Below are 18852 nucleotides of genomic sequence, written 5' to 3'. Positions count from 1 at the left end.
GGCCTACAGCCCAATACCCATATTAAAAGGTAAAGCCAGACTCAACCGGCGTGCCGTGCAAATTAAGCAAGATACGGCCCAGTGGTGTTAGTTCGCGGTAGCGCAGGCACACTTGGCGCACGTATTCAAATACCCGTGGCTGATCAGCCAGATAGCGATCTTTGCCATCGCGGATGCTCAAACGTGCAAACAGGCCAAGGATTTTGATATGGCGCTGCAGGCCAGCCCATTCAAAGGCGCGGTAAAAGTCAGAAAAATCGTCGTGCACCGGCAGACCCGCTTCGCGCGCCATTTCCCAATAGCGAATCGCTAGATCGAGGACAAACGCTTCATTCCACGACACATAAGCGTCGCGCAATAAAGACACTAAATCGTACGCGATGGGGCCTTTGACCGCGTCTTGAAAATCAATCACGCGCAACTGATCGTCTTTGACCATTAAATTACGTGAATGAAAATCACGGTGCATAAACACGGTAGGCTGTTGCAAAATTTCATTGCGAATCAACTCGCACGAGCGTTCCCACACCTTCAGATCGGTGCCGGCTAATTCGGTTTTAAATTGCTGGCCAATATACCACTCGCGGCAAATATCAAGCTCGCGCTGAATAAAAGCAGCGTCAAACAGTGGCAAGCCTTCATCAAGGGTATGCGCCTGCAGCTGAACTAAATCATGAATTGCACGCAGATACCAGGCTTTGGCATTGTCTTCATTCAGTAAACTCGCCAAGGTCACATCGCCCAAATCTTCCAGTGCGACCAAGCCTAAGTCGCTTGATGTTTTTAGCAACACCGGCACCGCTGCGCCAGCACCAGCCAGTTGCGCTTGGCGCGCTAGAAACGGCTGCACATCAAATTGGGTAGGGTCAAAATCCATCACGATCAGGGATCGATCGGCCCAGCTAGCGCGCCAGTATTGGCGTACGCTGGCATCAGACGCCGCAATGGAGAGTGAAGAAGGCGTGGCGGCAAACTCTGCTTGCAGCCAATTGGTAATTTGTTCTTGTCTGTTCATGCTAAGAATTACTCTCAAATCTGCTAATATCACGCAATTCTACCAGTTAGCTGAACAAGGCCACATGCGGGTGCATCATTCACCACCATTTCACCTCACTATTTTGAAGCTCTCGCTCGCTGCATTGCCGTGTTTTTGGGCTTTGCAAGCGCAGGCACAAACCGCACCTGCCCCAACGCCTGAACCGCCGGTGTTTATCGAGGCGGATCAAGCCAATGTGCTTGAGGGCGATCATCTTGAGGCCAAGGGCAACGTCATCATCAATCGCGATGCGGTGGAAATTAAGGCCGACTGGGTCAAATACCAGCAGCAAACCGATATGGTGCACGCTGGCGATAAAGTAACAATGGAAAAAGATGGCGACACACTCACCGGCAAACGCCTCGATATCGCCGTCACCGCTCAAGAGGGCGAACTGGAAGACGCCACCTATTTAATGGGCCAAAGTATGGCGCGTGGCGAGGCGGTGAAAATCCTGTTTGAAGGCAAGGATAAATACCGCGTCCAAAGTGGCACCATGACCACCTGCACGCCAGAACAAAACTCGTGGAAACTGCACGCCAATGAGCTGCAACTCGATTACACGCGCAATTATGGCCAAGCTTGGCATGGCTGGCTCGAGTTTCAATCGGTACCAGTTTTTTATTACCCATGGGTCGACTTCCCGCTTGATGGCGGACGCAAAACCGGCTTTTTAATGCCCAATTTTGCGTACAGCAGCACCAATGGGCTGGAATATACCCAGCCGTTTTACTGGAATATCGCGCCCAATTATGACGCAACAATTTACCCAAGCTATTTTGGCAAGCGCGGCTTTATGCTCGGTGGCGAATTTAGATATTTGCAGCCCAATTACGCCGGTGCGATCAAGTTAGAGGGAATTAACGACAAGGAAGAGGAAGATCGTCGCTACAGCGTAATCTTCCAGCACAGTCAATTACTGGCCGATCGCTTGCGTCTCGATTTAAATTATCAAAAAGTGTCGGACGACCACTACTTTAGCGATTTTGGCGATCGACTCGCCGTGGCTTCGCAAGTCAATCTGCCACAAGAAGGCACTTTGTCATATAGCGGTAGCAATTGGTCAACCTTTTTGCGTGCGCAGCAATATCAGACCCTACAAAGCAGCACGACACCTGTTGATGAGCCGTATAAACGCTTGCCACAGTGGTATGGCAGTTATACGCCCAATTTAGGCGCAGGCACACAAAGCAATATTTCGGCCGAGTACACGCGTTTTGCTCACGACAGCAAAGCCCAAGGAGATCGCTCGTGGATTTATCCAACGGTGAGCCTTCCATTAGCCAATGAATACAGCTTCATTACCCCTAAAATTGGCGTTCATGCCACTCATTATCGCAATGAATCAATCACGGGTCAGGATTTGGGTAGTGAGAATCGGGTTTTGCCCATCGCCAGTATCAACACCGGGCTCTTTTTTGAGCGCGAAGGCAGCTTGTTCGGCAATAATATTCTGCAAACGCTAGAGCCACAGCTGTACTATTTGTACGTGCCGTTTAAAGAACAATCGCACCTGCCTAACTACGATAGCGGCACCACCGATTTATCGTGGTCTTCCCTGTTTTCGGAAAATAAATTCTCGGGTAATGACCGCATTAACGACGCCAATGAAATCACCTTGGCTGTCAATACACGGATTTTTGACGATGCAAATGGGATCGAACGTTTTTATGCGGGGATAGGGCAGCGGGTTTATTTTTCCGCCCCCAAAGTCGGACTTGATACCACCTATGAAGATAATCTGAATACCTCGTCTGATTTATTAGTGATGCTCGGTGGCCAGCTACCTTACCATTTGCGTGCCGACTACACCTTGCAACAAGATGTACGTAATGACCGCACCGTCCGTGCCGACGTGAATTTAAACTGGACGCCAAGCGAGTATAAAACGCTGAATTTGCGCTATAGCGTCAATCGTACCACCGCCACCGAACAAGTCGATGCCAGCGGTCAATGGCCACTGGGCGGCGGTTGGTACGGCGTCGCTCGTTACAACTATTCATTGAAAGACAATCAAGCGCTAGAGGCACTAGCTGGCCTTGAATATAATGCGGGCTGCTGGGCACTGCGCCTTGCGGCACAGCGCTATATCACGACCGATAGCGAATACAAAACGAATTACTTCCTGTTATTGGAACTTGGAGGTTTGGCAGGCATCGGGATGAATCCGATTTCGGTGCTGCGTCAGTCCATTCCCGGCTATGCCGACACTTACTCTTCGCCCAAACTGCGTTAATAGGCATCGTATGACATTCAGTCTGACATCTAGTAAAAAACTCAGTGCAGCGCTTTTAGCTGCTTTGCTTAGCCAAACTGCGCCCGCAGAAGTTGTCACCGTCGATCGCGTTGTCGCCGTAGTCAATCGCAATGCGATTACTCAAGTCGAACTTGATCGCAAAGTGTCGGCCGTTAAAACCAACCTTGATCGCCAAAAAGTCAAACTTCCCCCTGATGACATTTTGCAGCAGCAAGTGCTTGATCGCTTAATTACCGATCAGGTACAACTGCAGCACGCAGAAAAGATTGGCCTTCGCGTCGATGACAAACAGTTGGAAATGGCAATAAACCGTTTGGCCGAACAAAATGGCATGAGTGTCCCCGCTTTTCGCGATAAATTACAAAGCACAGGCGTGACTTGGCGCCAATTTCGCGATGACATTCGGCAAGAAATTTTGCTCGCCCGTCTAAAAGAGCGAGAAGTGGATAGCAAAGTGGTCGTTACCGAATCAGAAATTGATGACTATCTGAAGATTTCGGCCGGCAAAGCCAAAATGGAATATCAATTGGCACAAATCCAAGTAAATATTCCGGAAAACGCCAGCCCTGAGCAAATTGCCGCTAAACGCGCCCGCATTCAGGCTGCGCGACAAGAAATTGAAGCGGGCAAAGCCTTTGGCACCGTGGCGGCGAGTTACTCAAATGATGCCAATGCCACCAAAGGCGGCGTGCTCGGCTGGCGCCCAGCAGGTTCATTGCCACCCGCCTTTACCAATTTGCTCGATAAATTACAGCCGGGCGAATACACCGATATTGTGCGTACTCCTGTCGCTTTTCACATCTTCAAGCTGATGGATAAACGCAGCCAAGAAGAAAAAGTGATCGTTAAACAAACCCGTGCGCGCCACATTTTAATTCGTAGCAACGAAGTCACCTCAACCACCGATGCGCGCCAGAAACTGCTGCAAATGCGTGATCGCATTCAAGGTGGGCAAGATTTTGCCCGCATGGCCAAATCGTTCTCGGATGATGCCAGTGCGAGCAAAGGTGGCGATCTAGGTTGGCTCAATCCAGGCGAAACCGTACCGCCCTTCGAAGAGGCAATGAACGCCTTAGCGGTGAATGAAATCAGTATGCCGGTGCAATCGCCGTTTGGCTTCCATTTGATTCAAGTGCTCGAACGCCGCGATCAAGACGTAACGCAGGAGCAAGCACGCTTTAAAGTGCGCAAAGAATTAGCCCAACGCAAAGCCGAAGAGCAGTACGAAGATTGGTTACGTCAATTGCGTGATCGCTCCCGCATTGTGATTCGCCTGAAGGACGAATAATGTCAGCTAAGCCATTGGCGATCACCAGCGGAGAACCCGCAGGTATTGGCCCAGATATCACTATCCAAATGGCCTTGGGAGCAATACCCTACCCCATTGTGATTTTGGGTGATCGCCACTTGCTGCTCGAGCGTGCAACACAACTGGGCGTTGCTGCGTCACAAGTCGCAGCGTGGCCAGATTACGACGCGGCGCAAACTGCGCCAGTTTCCATTCTCGATATTGCGCTAAGCAGCCCTGTGCAAGCGGGGCAACTCAATCGCGACAACGCTGCTTATGTGTTGCAATTGCTTGATCGCGCGACGCAAGGTTGTGTGAATGGTGAATTCGCAGCCATGGTGACCGCGCCGATTCATAAAGGCGTGATAAACGAAGGTATTCATGCCGATGGCAAGGGGTATTTCTCTGGCCATACCGAATACCTTGCCGAACTGACCAATACCCCACAGGTGGTCATGATGCTGGCGGGCGAATACGGCGAGCAACAGCAGATGCGCGTCGCCTTGGCGACCACGCATTTACCGCTCAAAGACGTGCCAGCCGCATTAACGGCCGATTCGTTAACGACGACCTTGCGGATTTTGCACGCCGATTTACAGACAAAATTTGGCATTACGCAGCCGCGCATTATCGTCGCGGGGCTCAATCCACACGCAGGTGAATCAGGCCATATGGGGCGTGAAGAAATCGACGTCATCATGCCGGTACTGGAGCAATTGCGCGGTGAAGGCATGCAACTGATCGGCCCGCTGCCCGCCGACACGCTGTTTAATCCGCCGATCTTGGCGCAGGGTGACGCCGTACTGGCGATGTACCATGATCAGGGTCTGCCAGTGTTAAAATTCGCAACTTTTGGTGCGGGCATTAATATTACCTTGGGCTTGCCAATTATTCGCACCTCAGTCGATCACGGCACGGCGCTCGATTTGGCTTGTACCGGCAAAGCCGATATCGGCAGCCTGATTGCCGCGACGAAACTCGCGGCCCAACTCGCATCACATCAGCTTTAAGCGACAGACTCGCGCCCGTGCGAGACTTTCGCCCACATAGAATTAGGAAAGACATGGCACATATCCCACGCAAACGTTTTGGGCAGAATTTTTTGCAAGACCAAGGCGTGATCGCCAGCATTATCAACGCGGTTGACCCGCACAAAGAAGACGCCATCGTTGAAATTGGGCCTGGTTTGGCCGCACTGACTATCCCATTGATGGCGCGTGTGCCACAGCTGCATGTGGTGGAAATCGACCGCGATATCGTTGCGCATTTATCCGCCCGCTACACGCCAGAACAATTGGTGATTCATAATTGTGACGCGCTGATGTTTGATTTTGGTGCCTTGGCGCGCGAGATTGCGCCCGGTGGCCGCATTAAGCTGGTCGGCAACCTACCCTACAATATTTCCACGCCGCTGCTGTTTCACCTCGCGAGCTTTGGTGATGTGATTTATGACATGCACTTTATGCTGCAAAAAGAAGTCGTTGATCGCATGGTCGCCGAGCCGGGCACTACCGATTACGGTCGGCTGTCGATCATGTTGCAGTATCGCTATCTGATGGATCACATCATTGATGTGCCACCAGAAAGTTTTGATCCTCCACCGAAAGTGGACTCTGCCGTGGTGCGCATGGTGCCGTACGATGTGTTACCACACCCAGCCAAGGATGAAGAACATCTGCGCAATCTGGTGCAAACGGCCTTTGCTCAGCGCCGCAAAACCATTCGCAATAATCTAAAAGGCATTGCGAATGATGAAGTGCTCGCAGCAGTTGGTATTGAGCCGAGCTTGCGCCCAGAAAACGTCACCGTCGCGCAGTATGTTGCGCTATCGAACGCATTGCAAAAATAAGTGTAAGGCCTAGGGTTTTCCCCGCTAGGCTTTGCAGTACAAAGATTGCAAAATCAAAGGCTTGATTGATGAACACAGATACCACCATGATTCGCTTTAGCAAAGTTAACAAATGGTATGGCCCTAGCCACCATGTTTTAAAAAATCTAAACCTGGAAGTAAAGCAAGGTGAAGTGGTGGTGTTATGTGGCCCGTCAGGCTCGGGCAAATCCACGCTGATTCGCACCATTAATCAGCTTGAAGCGATTAACGACGGCGAGATCTGGGTGAACGGCGTACAAGCGAATAGCCCAAAAACCGATATTAATAAACTGCGCGAAGAAGTCGGTTTTGTGTTCCAGCACTTCAACCTGTATCCGCATTTGTCGGTACTCGAAAACATCACGCTAGCGCCAATTCAGGTGAAAAAGCAATCCCCAGAAGTCGCGAATAAAACCGCATTGGAATTGTTGGAACGCGTTGGTTTAGCGCATAAAAAAGACGCATACCCTAGCAATCTGTCTGGCGGTCAGCAGCAACGCGTTGCGATTGCACGCGGTTTGGCGATGAGCCCACGCGTAATGCTATTTGACGAACCAACCAGTGCGCTTGATCCTGAAATGATCGGTGAAGTTTTGGAAGTAATGAAATCGCTGGCCGAATCGGGCATGACGATGATGGTCGTTACCCACGAAATGGGCTTTGCGCGCGAAGTGGCCGATCGGATTATTTTCCTCGATCATGGTGAAATTTTGGAAGATACAACACCAGAATCATTCTTCACCAACCCACAAACCGATCGCGCAAAACAATTCCTGCGTCAAATCTTGGCGCCAATGCACCAGTAATCGCGGTCCACGCGCTCACGACCTGTTGAGCGCGTTATGTCGCCTGCTCGCAGCAAATCAAATGTTTTGGTCTAAACTCAACATAATTGCTGCGAGATTTCCATGAAGCTGCTTACCGCTCTCATCGTCGCGTGTATCGCGCCGATGCTGTTCGCCACCGAGCGTATTACGCTCTATTCACACTACGACTTTCCGCCTTTTTGGCGCGCTGATGGCTATGGCTTAACGCAAGAATTGGCCCACAGGCTGAGCGAACAAAGCAAAGGCGCGTACCAATTTGAAGTTCAAATCACCCCCAGAAAGCGCATTGACTTACTACTAGAAGATCCAAAATGGCAGGGTATTATTCCTTGGGTATCCCCCATCTGGTTTCGGGATGAAACAAAAACGCATTACGCCTGGAGTGGCGTGATTATGCATGATGCCGATTTAGTCTTAAGTTATCAGGCCTTCAATTACACCAATCCAGAATCAATGAGTGGCAAAACATTGGGTGGCATCTTAGGGCATCGCTACGCAGAATTTGAAGCCCTTATCAGTAGTGGCCGCATAGTGCGCGACGATGCGCCCAATCAAGACATGAATCTGAAAAAACTACAGGCACGCCGGGTAGACTTTGTATTTATTCCGCACAGTAGTTGGATTGAATTACGTCTGAGCACACCTGCTGCTGTAGCAGGGCTCTATGCCGCCAGCACACCGCGCAATCGCTATGAGCGACTAATTCTAATCAGCCCAAACCAAACGGGCTTAATTAAATTTATCAACAAAGCCGTTGACGAAATGGCGAAAGACCCAAAATGGCAAAATAAAATCAGGCAGTATAGCTATATAGACATTGCACCATAATTATTACAAAGCAATACTCCGCCTGGTATGTTAAATTTTACCGACCAAACCAATTCGCATCCATAATTCAGCCACCCCAGACGGCACGGGTTCGCTGAAATAAAAGCCCTGCATATTATTCACCCCTAAACCCTGCAGAAAGCGAACCGTTTCTAAGCTCTCGACCCCTTCCACCACCAAATCAAGCTGCAAACCCTGCGCCATTTGCGCAATCGCTTGCATCACGCGCCGGCCTTCATCAGTGTGTAAACGCTGTGAGAACGACACATCAACTTTCAGCATTTTTGCGGGCATTTCGTGCAATTGCGATAAGGAAGAATAGCCAGTGCCAAAATCATCAATCGCCAGCATGAACCCCGCATCGCTCAATTGCCGCAAATGCCGCATTTGTCGGGCGTAATCGGTTAAAGCGACGCTTTCAGTCACCTCGATAATGACGTCGTTCGGCCGTAATTTAAATTGGCTCAGCCGCTCGACCAAGGTCGTGACAAAGGTGGGTAAATACAGCTGGCTACGCGAGACGTTAATCATTAAACGCTGCGTCAAACCTGAATCGCGCCATTCGCGTAATTTGGCGAACGATTGCAACATGATTTGCTCGGACAATTCTTGAATCAGCCCGACTTTTTCCGCCATTGGAATAAACAATTCGGGGCTAATCCAACCGCTCTTATCATCCATCCAACGTGCCAGCGCTTCTACCGCAATGATGTCGCCACTTCGCGCATTCACTATCGGTTGGTAAAATACTTGTAAACCACCATGGCGAATGGCATTCGATAGCCGCGATTGGATTGCGACGTGTTCACGCCCTAGCGCTTTCAGATGAACGATATCGCTGTAAAAGCACACGCTATTGCGACCCGCGTGTTTCGCGTGGTACATCGTGTGATCGGCCGCCGATAACAATTCATCACCGCTTTCGGCATTATCTGGGTACATCGCAAAACCAACCGAAATTGTCGGTTGCGTTTCCATACCATTAATCACCATACTATGGCGCGCCGCCAGACGCAGCTGCTCAGCGATTAAGGCCAATTGCTTTTGGTTATCAAGATCGGGAACTAGTGCGACAAATTCATCCCCGCCCCAGCGGGCTAAGACGGCGTTCTCAGGCAGGGCATTTTGCAAGCGCACTGCCAATTGCACCAACAAATCATCGCCAGTCTTATGGCCAAATGCGTCGTTGATTTGCTTGAAATGATCAAGATCGATAAAGCCAAGACCCACTTTTTTATGCTCGCGCGCCGCTTCATCAATCGCACGATGAATCTCATTATCGAGCAATAAGCGATTTGGTAGCCGAGTAAGCCCATCGTACAGCGCCATTTGCGTGATGTTCTGCTCATTCAGATGCGCCACAGTGACATCACGCAGTACGCCTCGCAAGGCACTCGGCCGCTCATCGGGGCCAAAATGGGCGATCAAGCGCAGCTCAACCCAAATGAAATCGCCATCGGCGCGCAAAAGTCTAAAGCGTTCACTAGCGGCGACTTTCGATTTGAGCTGCTGATGAATTAACTGCGCCACCAGTGCAACATCTTCGGGGTAGACCCACGCACACAATGCTTTGCCTAATTCTTGGGGTAAAAGTCGTGCTTCAATGGCGCGTAATTGCGCCCATGCTGTTGTGGCTTCAATCAAAGTCCCATCTGGCAACAGATCGATAATCGCCTCTTCGAGCAGATTGAGCGTTTCCAGCATGGTTTTCTTGCGCGCAGCGTCGTGCATTAAGGCTGATACATCTTGCAATAGCACCACAGCACTGCGCTTTTGTTCATCTCCCAGTGCCTGCATTCGTACCAAGAAACACAAATCCTGTTGTGGGAGGACACAGTTAAATTGTTTACTGCCTTGCCCTGCTAAAACAGCGGGTAGTCCCCGAATCAACTCATGGGCTAATTCATAGGGCAACACCGCAGCCATCGGCCGATTGAGTAAATTGTCAGCCACTGGCAGCGCCGGATGCCCAGACCATACATGGCGCACAACGCCATGCGCATCCAATTCGAACACCATATCTTGCGTCGCGCCAACCAGTGCACGCAAGCGCAGCTGATTAGCGAGCGCTTCAGCTTCAAGCTTAGCTTTGCCTAACGATTGCGCGACATGATTGGATAACATCGCCAATAGACGCAGCTCAATTGAATCTCGAGTTCGGCTATCGTCATCGTTTAAAAACGCCAAAAAGCCGAATAACTCACCGCCTTGCAGCAGTGGAATACAGAGCAATTGCCGAATTCCGACTTGTGCTAACAGCATTTGCTCGGCGAGTGGCAATTCCAATAAAGATTTATTCAACACCATACCAACAGCAAGGGTATCGCCCAGTAGCGCATATTGGTCATAGTCTATCGACAAAAACGGGGTAGGAGTATATTCAAGGAAATGGCAATCGCAGTCGCGCCAAGCCGCAACGAGTTTGGCTGAGCGCCCCCGCTCATCATTCAGATACAAACCCGTCATACTGCTGCGCGAGGCTTGTCCTAATACCTGCAGCATATCAACCAGGTATTCTGGGCTATCTGGCTGCGCCAGAATGCCAACCACACTATCAAATGCATTGAAATAAGTGTGATATATGCCCAGCGCCTGCTGCTCGGTTTGGGCTAAGCCAGTAAAAGCAATTGAATCAGACAATGAAAGCCTCTGGTCAATAATTGGTTATTTTCGACTAAACAAACGTAAAACGGGAATTCAACAGAATTCCCGTTTTAATCAGCATATGACTTTATTCTTTTGCTGGCGGTGGAATCAGTACTTCGCTGTAACCACACTCTTTTTGCGGGCAAACTTTTTCAGTTCCCCGACGTTTGGTCACTTTAATCGTCATCACCGGCCATTTGCACTGCGGGCAAGCCTCCGCCACTGGCGGGTTCCACGTCGCGTACTTGCAATCTGGATAAGTATTGCACGAGTAGAACATCTTGCCGTAGCGGCTCTTACGTTCGATCAAACTGCCTTTATGACATTCAGGACACTCAACGCCGGTGTCTTTTGGTTTTTCCAACGGCTCTATGTGTTTGCACTTCGGATAATTGGAGCAACCAATAAACTTGCCGTAACGACCCACCTTGATATGCAAAGCCGATTCGCACTTCGGACACGTGCGATCTGGCACCACTTCAGGCTCAATCGGCGCAGCGTTGGGATCGTCGCCAATATTGCGCGTGTAGTCGCACTCAGGGTACGAGCTACAGCTAATAAAGCGGCCGCGACGGCCTAAGCGAATCGACAATTTGTGCTTGCCGCATTTCGGACAATCTTCGTCCATCGCTTCATGCGTGACTTCAGCACGTGACAGCGCCTGTTTTTCTTCGCACTGCTTGTGGAATTTTTTCCAGAATTCATCAAGCACCGGTACCCACTCACGTGAGCCAGTTGAGATTTCATCGAGCTTGTCTTCCAGCTTCGCGGTGAAGTTGTAGTCCACGTATTGCGTAAAATGCTCGGTCAGGAATTTATTCACCACTTCGCCGGTATCGGTCGGCGTGAAGCGTTTTTTATCCAGAATGACGTATTCACGATCTTTCAACGTGTAAATAATCGATGCGTACGTTGAAGGGCGACCGATGCCAAATTCTTCGAGCGATTTCACCAAGCTCGCCTCGGTGAAGCGCGGCGGCGGCTGGGTGAAATGCTGCTCGCCGTAGATTTTCTCCACCGGCAAAGCATCGCCTTCAGTCAACACCGGCAGACGCGCTTCGTCTTCATCGTCTTCAACGTCGTCCGCATCTTCTTGGTAAACGGCGATAAAGCCTGGGAATACCAAGGTTTGACCCGTGGCGCGGAACAGATTTTCTGGCCCACCTACGGCAATATCAACGGCGACGGTATCAAATTTCGCTGGCGTCATCTGGCACGACAAGGTGCGTTTCCAGATCATTTGATACAGCTTAAATTGCTCAGGCGACAGGAAGGTTTTTACTGATTCGGGCGTGCGCAAAATCGACGTCGGGCGAATCGCCTCGTGCGCCTCTTGCGCATTCTTCGCTTTGTTTTTGTACGCTACGGGCGAATTCGGTAAATAGTCTTTATCAAAATTGCTCGAAATATAATCGCGAATTTCAGCCAAAGCGTCATTCGACAAGGCCACCGAGTCGGTACGCATATAGGTAATCAAACCGACGGTTTCGCCACCGAGATTGATACCTTCGTACAAAGATTGCGCGGTCCGCATCGTACGATCGGTGGTAAATCCGAGTTTACGAACCGACTCTTGCTGCAGCGTTGACGTGGTAAATGGCGCAGCTGGGCTACGCGATTTCTTTTTCTTTTCAACCGAATGAACGACAGCCTCTTTGCCAGCCAGCCCCGCCAAAATATCAGCCTGCACCGATTCATTCGGGATATCGAACTGATCGAGCTTATTGCCTTGCCAAGTCGTTAGCTTAGCTGCAACTTTGCTGCGGCCTTTTTTCGTGTCGAGGTGAACAGTCCAATATTCTTGCGCGTTAAACGCACGAATTTCATTTTCGCGCTCGCAAATCAGGCGCAGAGCGGGGCTTTGCACACGACCAGCAGAAAGGCCGGTACGTACTTTGCGCCATAGCAATGGTGACAAATTAAAGCCGACCAGGTAATCCAAGGCGCTACGTGCTTGCTGCGCGTTCACGAGGTTGAAATCCAAATCGCGAGGATTAGCAACCGCATTCAGTACTGCTGTCTCAGTAATCTCGTGAAATACGACACGCTTAAACAGCTTTTCTGGCTTTAGCAGCTTTTTGGCTTTTAAGATTTCCAAAATATGCCAAGAAATCGCCTCACCTTCGCGGTCCGGATCGGATGCGAGGTAGACGTTATCGGCTTGATCTACCGCTTCACAGATGGCGTCGACGTGTTTTTTGTTTTTGTCGATGACCTGATACTTCATCTTGAAGTCATTCTCAGGATCGACCGAACCATTTTTACGGACTAAGCCGCGCACGTGACCGTAGGAAGCCAAGATTTGAAAATCTTTGCCTAAGTATTTTTGCAGCGTCTTCGCCTTAGAAGGCGACTCTACGATTAATAGATTTGCGGGCATGGTTCCCCGTTAATAAAGATTCAATAGTTTTAATTAAAACAGCTAAGTAGCCACAGCATTGTTTTTAATGGAACGCTGCGCCATCTCGGCCAAAGAGCAAGTCTTCGATCAGGAGATTAGACAATGCATCCCGCTTTTGCCAAATCACCATCAACACAATCAACTTAATCCGCTCGCAGCTAACTTCACCTTCGGGCTCACGCCAAACTCGGTCAAGCACTAACTCGCGCTCGCCAGCGGTCAAAATTCTAGTGGCATCCAGCGAAAACATAAACTGGGCTGCCTCATCACTAAATCGAGCCAATTCGATCGGCTGCAAGCAACGCAAAGGCGCATCGGCTTGATCTAAAGCACGATACGGGGTGACATCAATCTGTTTTAACTCACCCAGCCAAGCCAATGCATCATGAATGTCTTCGCCCTCAAAACCGGCCAATGACAATTTTTTGGCCAATTGGGAGACATCAGGCAGTCCGTCCGCGTTATAAAACTGCTCAAAAAGGTAGGCTAGCACTTCCAGCATATTTTAGCTTTTCCCAGTTCCTGCTAAGCGCTGGTATCGATTACCCGGCAAGCAAGAAATCTGCCCTTCTAATTCTAAACCTAACAGAATCGCGCACAGCGCCTCACTAGTCAAGCCAGTTACTTCAATCAACGCATCAAATTCAATCGGATCCCAGCCCATTTGGCATAAAATCGGATCCACTTCTATTGCCTTTTTCGGCTTTTTCTCAATCGCGTTCGAGCCTTTGGGCAGCTCAAATAAAGATAAAGGCGCGGCCAACTCCTCGAAAATATCAGCACCTGACTCAACCAGCTTAGCGCCATTCTTAATTAGCTGGTGACATCCTTTTGCCAAAGGCGAATGGATCGAGCCCGGAATGGCAAAAACCTCACGCCCAAGCTCCAACGCTTGCCGAGCGGTAATCAGCGATCCACTACCAAGGGCAGCCTCAACCACCAAACAACCCAAACCCAGCGCCGCTATCATACGATTTCGCCGTGGAAAGTGTTCCGACTTAGGCGGCGAACCCAAGGCCAACTCAGACAAGATTAATCCATCGGCAGCTAGCTGGTGGGCTAATTGATGATTTGATGCCGGATACACACGATCTAAGCCTGTCCCCACAACAGCTATACTAGCCCCAACCCCAGCTAAACCACCACGATGAGCCGCAGCATCAATACCGGTGGCTAAGCCACTGACAATCGTTACCCCTTGTGTCGACACATAGTGGGCAAACGAATGCGCATTTTGAATGCCTTGAGCACTAGCGTTTCGACTACCAACCACGCTTAAGGCAGGCTTATTTAAAAAATCTAACTTCCCCTGAGCATAAAGCACGCAAGGCGGATCGGGTAAATCGAGTAGTTTCTTAGGATATTGCTCATCAGCCAAGGTCAAAATCAGTCGATTAGGCTCATTAAGCCAGCGCAAAGTCATTTCAATTTGCGGAAGCTCGAGCTCTCGTGTCGCAACAATAGTCTGTGCCAACGGATCCGTCACCAGCGCGCGTAATTGCTCATAGGGAGCGGCAAAAATAGCAACGGGCTCACCCAGAGCCCGTAATAGTTGAATTTGCCCCCGTGGTCCCAAGCCTTTCACTAGACTAAGTCGCAACCACGGGACTAATTCATCATGAGTCAGCAATCATCACTCCGCAAGACTAGCTTCCGCACTAACCACATCACCCACATTCACTGGCATCGTGCTATCGAGCACTAAGCCGTACGATAGATTTGGGAAAACGCGGTAAATAAAGAGGTTGGCATTCTTAATCGGCGGAGTCATACGATCTGGCTCAGATTTCTCCTCCTTTTTAACCACACGTGGCGCTTTGTAAGTAAAGAAAACAGTACCTACATCTACACCATCCAGTGCACCCTTGTTAATGACCACGGTCATCAGCGAACCAACATCGACCACATCGGCATAGGTTGATGCCACCTTACCTTCGATGGATTGAACAGGCAGATGCGGCGCGTAATTGAGGAAGGTCTTTTCTGGCGTTTTAACCATGCGATCGCCAATTTGTATTTCGCGTACTGTCGATAGCACTTTGAGCGTTTGTACATCACCCGCTTTATTTACGATCACATCGCCCAGATAATTGACTTCCATGCCAAGCGTTTCTTTCAGATTATCCGGATTTTTGATTTCCTTACCTTTGCGAAATACTTGATACGTTTCGCCTGGCTCTACGTCAGGCATACCCACGGCATAGATTTGATCTCCGGTGGTATACATCACACGGTCATCAGGGCCTGCAGCAATGCGTGGCGCGGCCTTGAAGGTCTCCATATCCATAATTAATGGTTTATAGAAAAATGGCTCAATGGAGGTCATTGCAATACTTGGAATCGCATCCCCCTCTAATGGCGTAGCACGAACACGCGGGCTTAACTTACCCGTACCACGACGTCCGTCGGCTTTTGCATTCTTCAGTAGCCGTAAACATGGCTTGCCGTTGCAAGTCGCAAGTACAATCACATCACCAGGGTAAATCCAATGTGGGTTTTTAATCTCGGCTTTATTTAGTTGCCAAATCTCTGGCCAGCGCCAAGGCTGTTTTAGAAACTTCCCCGAGATCCCCCAAAGCGTATCGCCTTTAACCACCGTGTAGCTCTCTGGCGCATTTTGCGCGAGCTTGAGCTCATCGGCAGAGGCTGTACCAGCCATGAATCCGGCCAGCATAAGAAGGGATATAATTGATTTACGCATAGTGTGAGCCCAGTTCTCGCCTTAGTACAGCAAGTAAATTTTCAACTTGGATAGGTCTTAGATATAAAATGCAGTCCTATTCAAATTTCTATATGATGTTTTAAGCTTAAGCAATAATTTAACCGATTCTGCATCACAAACTTTTGGTCTAGCAAGCAAAGATGGCAATTCTTAATATTTTGCACTACCCCGACGAGCGTTTGCACACAGTTGCACAACCTATCACTGAATTTGATGCGGCTTTACAACGCCAAATCAATGATATGGCTGAAACCATGTATGCAGCGCCCGGCATTGGCCTGGCCGCCACGCAAGTGGATTACCACAAGCGCTTGGTCGTCATCGATCTATCAGAAAACAAAGATGATCTTCTGGTGCTGATCAACCCTGAAATTATAGAGATGAACGGCATCACAACCTATGAAGAAGGTTGCTTGTCAGTGCCGGGGATTTATGAAGAAGTCGAACGCGCTGAAACCATCAAAATCAAAGCACTCGATGCTCAGGGCAAACCATTCGAACTGGCCGCAGATGGCTTACTCGCGATCTGTATTCAGCATGAAATCGATCACTTGAATGGCAAGGTTTTTGTCGAAAAGCTCTCGCGCCTGAAGCTCAATCGCATTGTGCAAAAGCTAAAAAAACGCAAAGCGATGTAAGCGAGCCGCCCCAATCGCACCTTTTACCTCTCCAGTACTGAAATTGAGTTATGAAAATAATCTTTGCCGGCACGCCGGATTTTGCGGCGAGCGCGCTTGAGGCGCTGATCGCTGCAGGCCACGACATCGCCTTAGTGCTCACGCAGCCGGACCGACCCAGTGGCCGTGGCATGAAACTGACCGCGTCAGCCGTCAAAGAAGTCGCCCTCAAACACGGCCTTACTGTCTATCAACCGGAAAAGTTGCGTACCGCGGAACAGCAAGCACCACTCAAGGGTATTGACGCAGACGTCATGGTCGTTGCGGCCTACGGCATTATACTCCCGCAAGCCGTATTGGATTTGCCTCGTTTAGGCTGCCTCAATATTCACGCGTCCTTGCTGCCACGTTGGCGCGGTGCGGCACCGATTCAGCGCGCCATTTTGGCGGGCGACGCCGAAACCGGCATCACGATCATGCAAATGGACGCGGGGCTCGACACAGGAGATATGCTGTCGATTCATCGCACCGCAATTTTAAGCGACGACAACGCGACCACCTTGCACGACAAACTCGCCGCGCAAGGCGCGCAAGCGATTGTTGCTGCACTGAACGATTTGCCGCAATTGCAAAGCACGCGCCAAGTGCAGCCCGAAGAAGGCGTGACGTACGCGGAAAAATTAAAGAAAGAAGAAGCGCAAATTGTCTGGTCAGCCAGCGCCAGCGAGCTTGATCGCATGATCCGCGCCTTTAACCCCTTCCCGAGCGCCCAAACCACTTGGCAAGGCCAAGCATTGAAAATCTGGCAGGCCAGCGTCACGGAGGGCCATGGTGCGCCTGGAGAAATTCTTGCACTCGAAAAAGAGGCGATTATCGTCGCCTGCGGCGAAAACGCATTGCGCATTACCGAGTTGCAAAAAGCCGGCGGCAAACGCCTGGGCGCTCAAGCTTTTTTAAGCGGCAATGAACTCGCTGCAGGCCAGCAACTAGGCCAATAACACCAACGGGGTATAAGCCTGAAAACTTAAATCAGATTAACCCCCAAGCACATACCCACCGATTCGGAAGTCTGAATGTTACTCACGCAAACCCTCGCCTGTGAAACCGTTTTTGCGGTGCTCTCAGGACAAAATTTGACCGAAGCACTGAGTACCACTTGGCGCCAAAACCCAAATATCACGCCGCAGCAACGCGGCGCGGTGCAAGATATTGCCTACGGCACTTTGCGTCATCTCGGCCTGCTCGAAGCGATTTTAAACACCCTCGCCAACAAACCGTTGAAAGAGCTTGAGCTCAAAGTGCTGCTACTGACCACCTTGTATCAATTGCAATTTACCCGCGCCGGCGCGCACGCGGTGGTCGATCACGCCGTCAATGTCGCGGCCAAAATTGGGCAAGGCAAGGGTAAAGGCTTGGTTAATGCGGTACTGCGCAGCTTTTTGCGCCAAAAGGACGAACTCGTCGTGGCGGTGCAAAAAAACGAGCGCGCCAAATTCAGCCATCCCAAATGGTGGATGACTGAAATGAAAAATGCCTATCCAAAGCAATGGCAACAAATCTTGCAGGCGAATAATCAGCACCCGCCAATGACCTTGCGCGTTAATCGCCGCCACGGTGATGCGGATCAGTACTTAGCCTTGTTAGCTGAACGCGGCATCGCTGCGCGTCGCCTTAGTCAGTACAGCATTCAACTGGAAAAAGCCCAGTCTGTGGACGCCTTACCGCATTTCTTTGATGGCTGGGTGTCGGTGCAAGATTGGGGCGCGCAAGCCGCAGCGCATTTGCTGGACGTGAAAGATGGCATGCGCGTGCTCGATGCTTGCGCCGCGCCGGGCGGCAAGACGGGCCATATTCTGGAATTGGCTAACGTCGATTTAACCGCGATCGACGCCGACGCGGGCCGCTTAAAACGCGTTGAAGATAATTTATCGCGTTTAAATTTCAGTGCCACAGTGCTGGCCGCCAACGCCAGTGAGCCTACCAGCTGGTGGGATGGGAAACCGTTTGATCGTATTTTGGCTGACGTCCCCTGCTCGGCGACGGGCGTAGCGCGACGCCACCCTGATATAAAATGGTTGCGTCGACCTGAAGATTTTGCTGAATTTGCACGTCAACAAGAAAAAATGCTGGACCAGCTTTGGCCACTCATAGCGTCAGGCGGCAAACTACTGTACGCTACGTGCTCTGTGTTTCCTGTGGAAAACAGATTGTCTGCCCAAGCCTTTGCCGCGCGCCACCCTGATGCGCAATGGGAAGTTTTGAGTAGCGAATATATTCCAGCCGACCTCAGCGAGGGTCAGCTACTACCCAATTCAGAGCATGATGGTTTTTACTACGCTTTATTTACCAAAGCCGTTTAA

The 18852-nt window shown here is 50.3% G+C and carries 15 protein-coding genes; 9 read left to right on the top strand and 6 right to left on the bottom strand.

Going from position 1 to position 18852, the window contains the following annotated elements; translation table 11 throughout:
* Nucleotides 1-22: 22 nt before the first annotated feature.
* Entirely contained in the window at nucleotides 23-1015 is a 993-nt protein-coding gene (locus NT239_12465) for a phosphotransferase (protein XGA70580.1), read from the bottom strand.
* Here NT239_12465 and NT239_12460 point away from each other — a divergent pair.
* The 6 genes from NT239_12460 (at nucleotide 1014) to NT239_12435 (ending at nucleotide 8106) form a co-directional block, all read left to right on the top strand.
* On the top strand, nucleotides 1014-3272 hold the full coding sequence (locus NT239_12460) for an LPS-assembly protein LptD (GenBank protein ID XGA70579.1): 2259 nt from the start codon (nucleotides 1014-1016) through the stop codon (nucleotides 3270-3272). The two genes, NT239_12465 and NT239_12460, sit on opposite strands and share 2 nt — an antisense overlap.
* Before the next feature lie 10 nt (nucleotides 3273-3282).
* Entirely contained in the window at nucleotides 3283-4581 is a 1299-nt protein-coding gene (locus NT239_12455; GenBank protein XGA70578.1) for a peptidylprolyl isomerase, read from the top strand.
* Nucleotides 4581-5591: a 4-hydroxythreonine-4-phosphate dehydrogenase PdxA gene (pdxA, locus tag NT239_12450; GenBank protein XGA70577.1), complete on the top strand. Its 1011-nt coding sequence runs from the start codon at nucleotides 4581-4583 to the stop codon at nucleotides 5589-5591. The genes NT239_12455 and pdxA overlap by 1 nt, the downstream gene beginning before the upstream one ends.
* Before the next feature lie 53 nt (nucleotides 5592-5644).
* Complete coding sequence (rsmA, locus tag NT239_12445; protein XGA70576.1) at nucleotides 5645-6430, top strand: 16S rRNA (adenine(1518)-N(6)/adenine(1519)-N(6))-dimethyltransferase RsmA; 786 nt, start codon at nucleotides 5645-5647, stop codon at nucleotides 6428-6430.
* An 86-nt stretch (nucleotides 6431-6516) separates the two neighbouring features.
* Nucleotides 6517-7257, top strand: coding sequence for an amino acid ABC transporter ATP-binding protein (locus NT239_12440; protein ID XGA72807.1), 741 nt, complete (start codon nucleotides 6517-6519; stop codon nucleotides 7255-7257).
* A gap of 102 nt (nucleotides 7258-7359) precedes the next feature.
* Nucleotides 7360-8106, top strand: coding sequence for a transporter substrate-binding domain-containing protein (locus NT239_12435; protein XGA70575.1), 747 nt, complete (start codon nucleotides 7360-7362; stop codon nucleotides 8104-8106).
* Nucleotides 8107-8136: 30 nt separating this feature from the next.
* Here NT239_12435 and NT239_12430 read toward each other — a convergent pair whose 3' ends face one another.
* The 5 genes from NT239_12430 to NT239_12410 form a co-directional block, all read right to left on the bottom strand.
* Nucleotides 8137-10746 (bottom strand): EAL domain-containing protein, encoded by a 2610-nt coding sequence (locus NT239_12430; GenBank protein XGA70574.1) that lies wholly within the window; start codon nucleotides 10744-10746, stop codon nucleotides 8137-8139.
* 91 nt (nucleotides 10747-10837) lie between these two features.
* Complete coding sequence (topA, locus tag NT239_12425; protein XGA70573.1) at nucleotides 10838-13132, bottom strand: type I DNA topoisomerase; 2295 nt, start codon at nucleotides 13130-13132, stop codon at nucleotides 10838-10840.
* A gap of 64 nt (nucleotides 13133-13196) precedes the next feature.
* Nucleotides 13197-13655, bottom strand: a complete 459-nt coding sequence (locus tag NT239_12420) for a DUF494 domain-containing protein (GenBank protein XGA70572.1) — start codon at nucleotides 13653-13655, stop codon at nucleotides 13197-13199.
* Nucleotides 13656-13658: 3 nt separating this feature from the next.
* Nucleotides 13659-14783, bottom strand: a complete 1125-nt coding sequence (gene dprA / locus NT239_12415) for a DNA-processing protein DprA (protein XGA70571.1) — start codon at nucleotides 14781-14783, stop codon at nucleotides 13659-13661.
* 3 nt (nucleotides 14784-14786) lie between these two features.
* A complete protein-coding gene (locus NT239_12410) occupies nucleotides 14787-15812 on the bottom strand; it encodes a LysM peptidoglycan-binding domain-containing protein (GenBank protein ID XGA70570.1) in 1026 nt (341 codons plus the stop codon).
* 203 nt (nucleotides 15813-16015) lie between these two features.
* On the opposite strand from NT239_12410, the gene def reads away from it, so the two are divergent.
* From def to rsmB, 3 genes are all read left to right on the top strand, one after another.
* Nucleotides 16016-16513, top strand: coding sequence for a peptide deformylase (def, locus tag NT239_12405; protein ID XGA70569.1), 498 nt, complete (start codon nucleotides 16016-16018; stop codon nucleotides 16511-16513).
* Nucleotides 16514-16563: 50 nt separating this feature from the next.
* Nucleotides 16564-17490 (top strand): methionyl-tRNA formyltransferase, encoded by a 927-nt coding sequence (gene fmt / locus NT239_12400; GenBank protein XGA70568.1) that lies wholly within the window; start codon nucleotides 16564-16566, stop codon nucleotides 17488-17490.
* A 75-nt stretch (nucleotides 17491-17565) separates the two neighbouring features.
* The gene (rsmB, locus tag NT239_12395; GenBank protein XGA70567.1) at nucleotides 17566-18852 is read left to right on the top strand and encodes a 16S rRNA (cytosine(967)-C(5))-methyltransferase RsmB; all 1287 of its coding nucleotides are present in this window, start codon (nucleotides 17566-17568) and stop codon (nucleotides 18850-18852) included.

The organism is Chitinibacter sp. SCUT-21, assembly GCA_041874755.1.
GTDB lineage: Bacteria > Pseudomonadota > Gammaproteobacteria > Burkholderiales > Chitinibacteraceae > Chitinibacter.
This window is presented reverse-complemented; position numbering and strand designations above follow the sequence as displayed.

Coding starts and splice junctions, on each gene's coding strand:
- NT239_12460 (XGA70579.1), top strand. CDS start 1,014: ATGCTAAGAATTACTCTCAAATCTGCTAATATCACGCAATTCTACCAG.
- NT239_12465 (XGA70580.1), bottom strand. CDS start 1,015: ATGAACAGACAAGAACAAATTACCAATTGGCTGCAAGCAGAGTTTGCC.
- NT239_12455 (XGA70578.1), top strand. CDS start 3,283: ATGACATTCAGTCTGACATCTAGTAAAAAACTCAGTGCAGCGCTTTTA.
- pdxA (XGA70577.1), top strand. CDS start 4,581: ATGTCAGCTAAGCCATTGGCGATCACCAGCGGAGAACCCGCAGGTATT.
- rsmA (XGA70576.1), top strand. CDS start 5,645: ATGGCACATATCCCACGCAAACGTTTTGGGCAGAATTTTTTGCAAGAC.
- NT239_12440 (XGA72807.1), top strand. CDS start 6,517: ATGATTCGCTTTAGCAAAGTTAACAAATGGTATGGCCCTAGCCACCAT.
- NT239_12435 (XGA70575.1), top strand. CDS start 7,360: ATGAAGCTGCTTACCGCTCTCATCGTCGCGTGTATCGCGCCGATGCTG.
- topA (XGA70573.1), bottom strand. CDS start 13,132: ATGCCCGCAAATCTATTAATCGTAGAGTCGCCTTCTAAGGCGAAGACG.
- NT239_12420 (XGA70572.1), bottom strand. CDS start 13,655: ATGCTGGAAGTGCTAGCCTACCTTTTTGAGCAGTTTTATAACGCGGAC.
- NT239_12410 (XGA70570.1), bottom strand. CDS start 15,812: ATGGCTGGTACAGCCTCTGCCGATGAGCTCAAGCTCGCGCAAAATGCG.
- def (XGA70569.1), top strand. CDS start 16,016: ATGGCAATTCTTAATATTTTGCACTACCCCGACGAGCGTTTGCACACA.
- fmt (XGA70568.1), top strand. CDS start 16,564: ATGAAAATAATCTTTGCCGGCACGCCGGATTTTGCGGCGAGCGCGCTT.
- rsmB (XGA70567.1), top strand. CDS start 17,566: ATGTTACTCACGCAAACCCTCGCCTGTGAAACCGTTTTTGCGGTGCTC.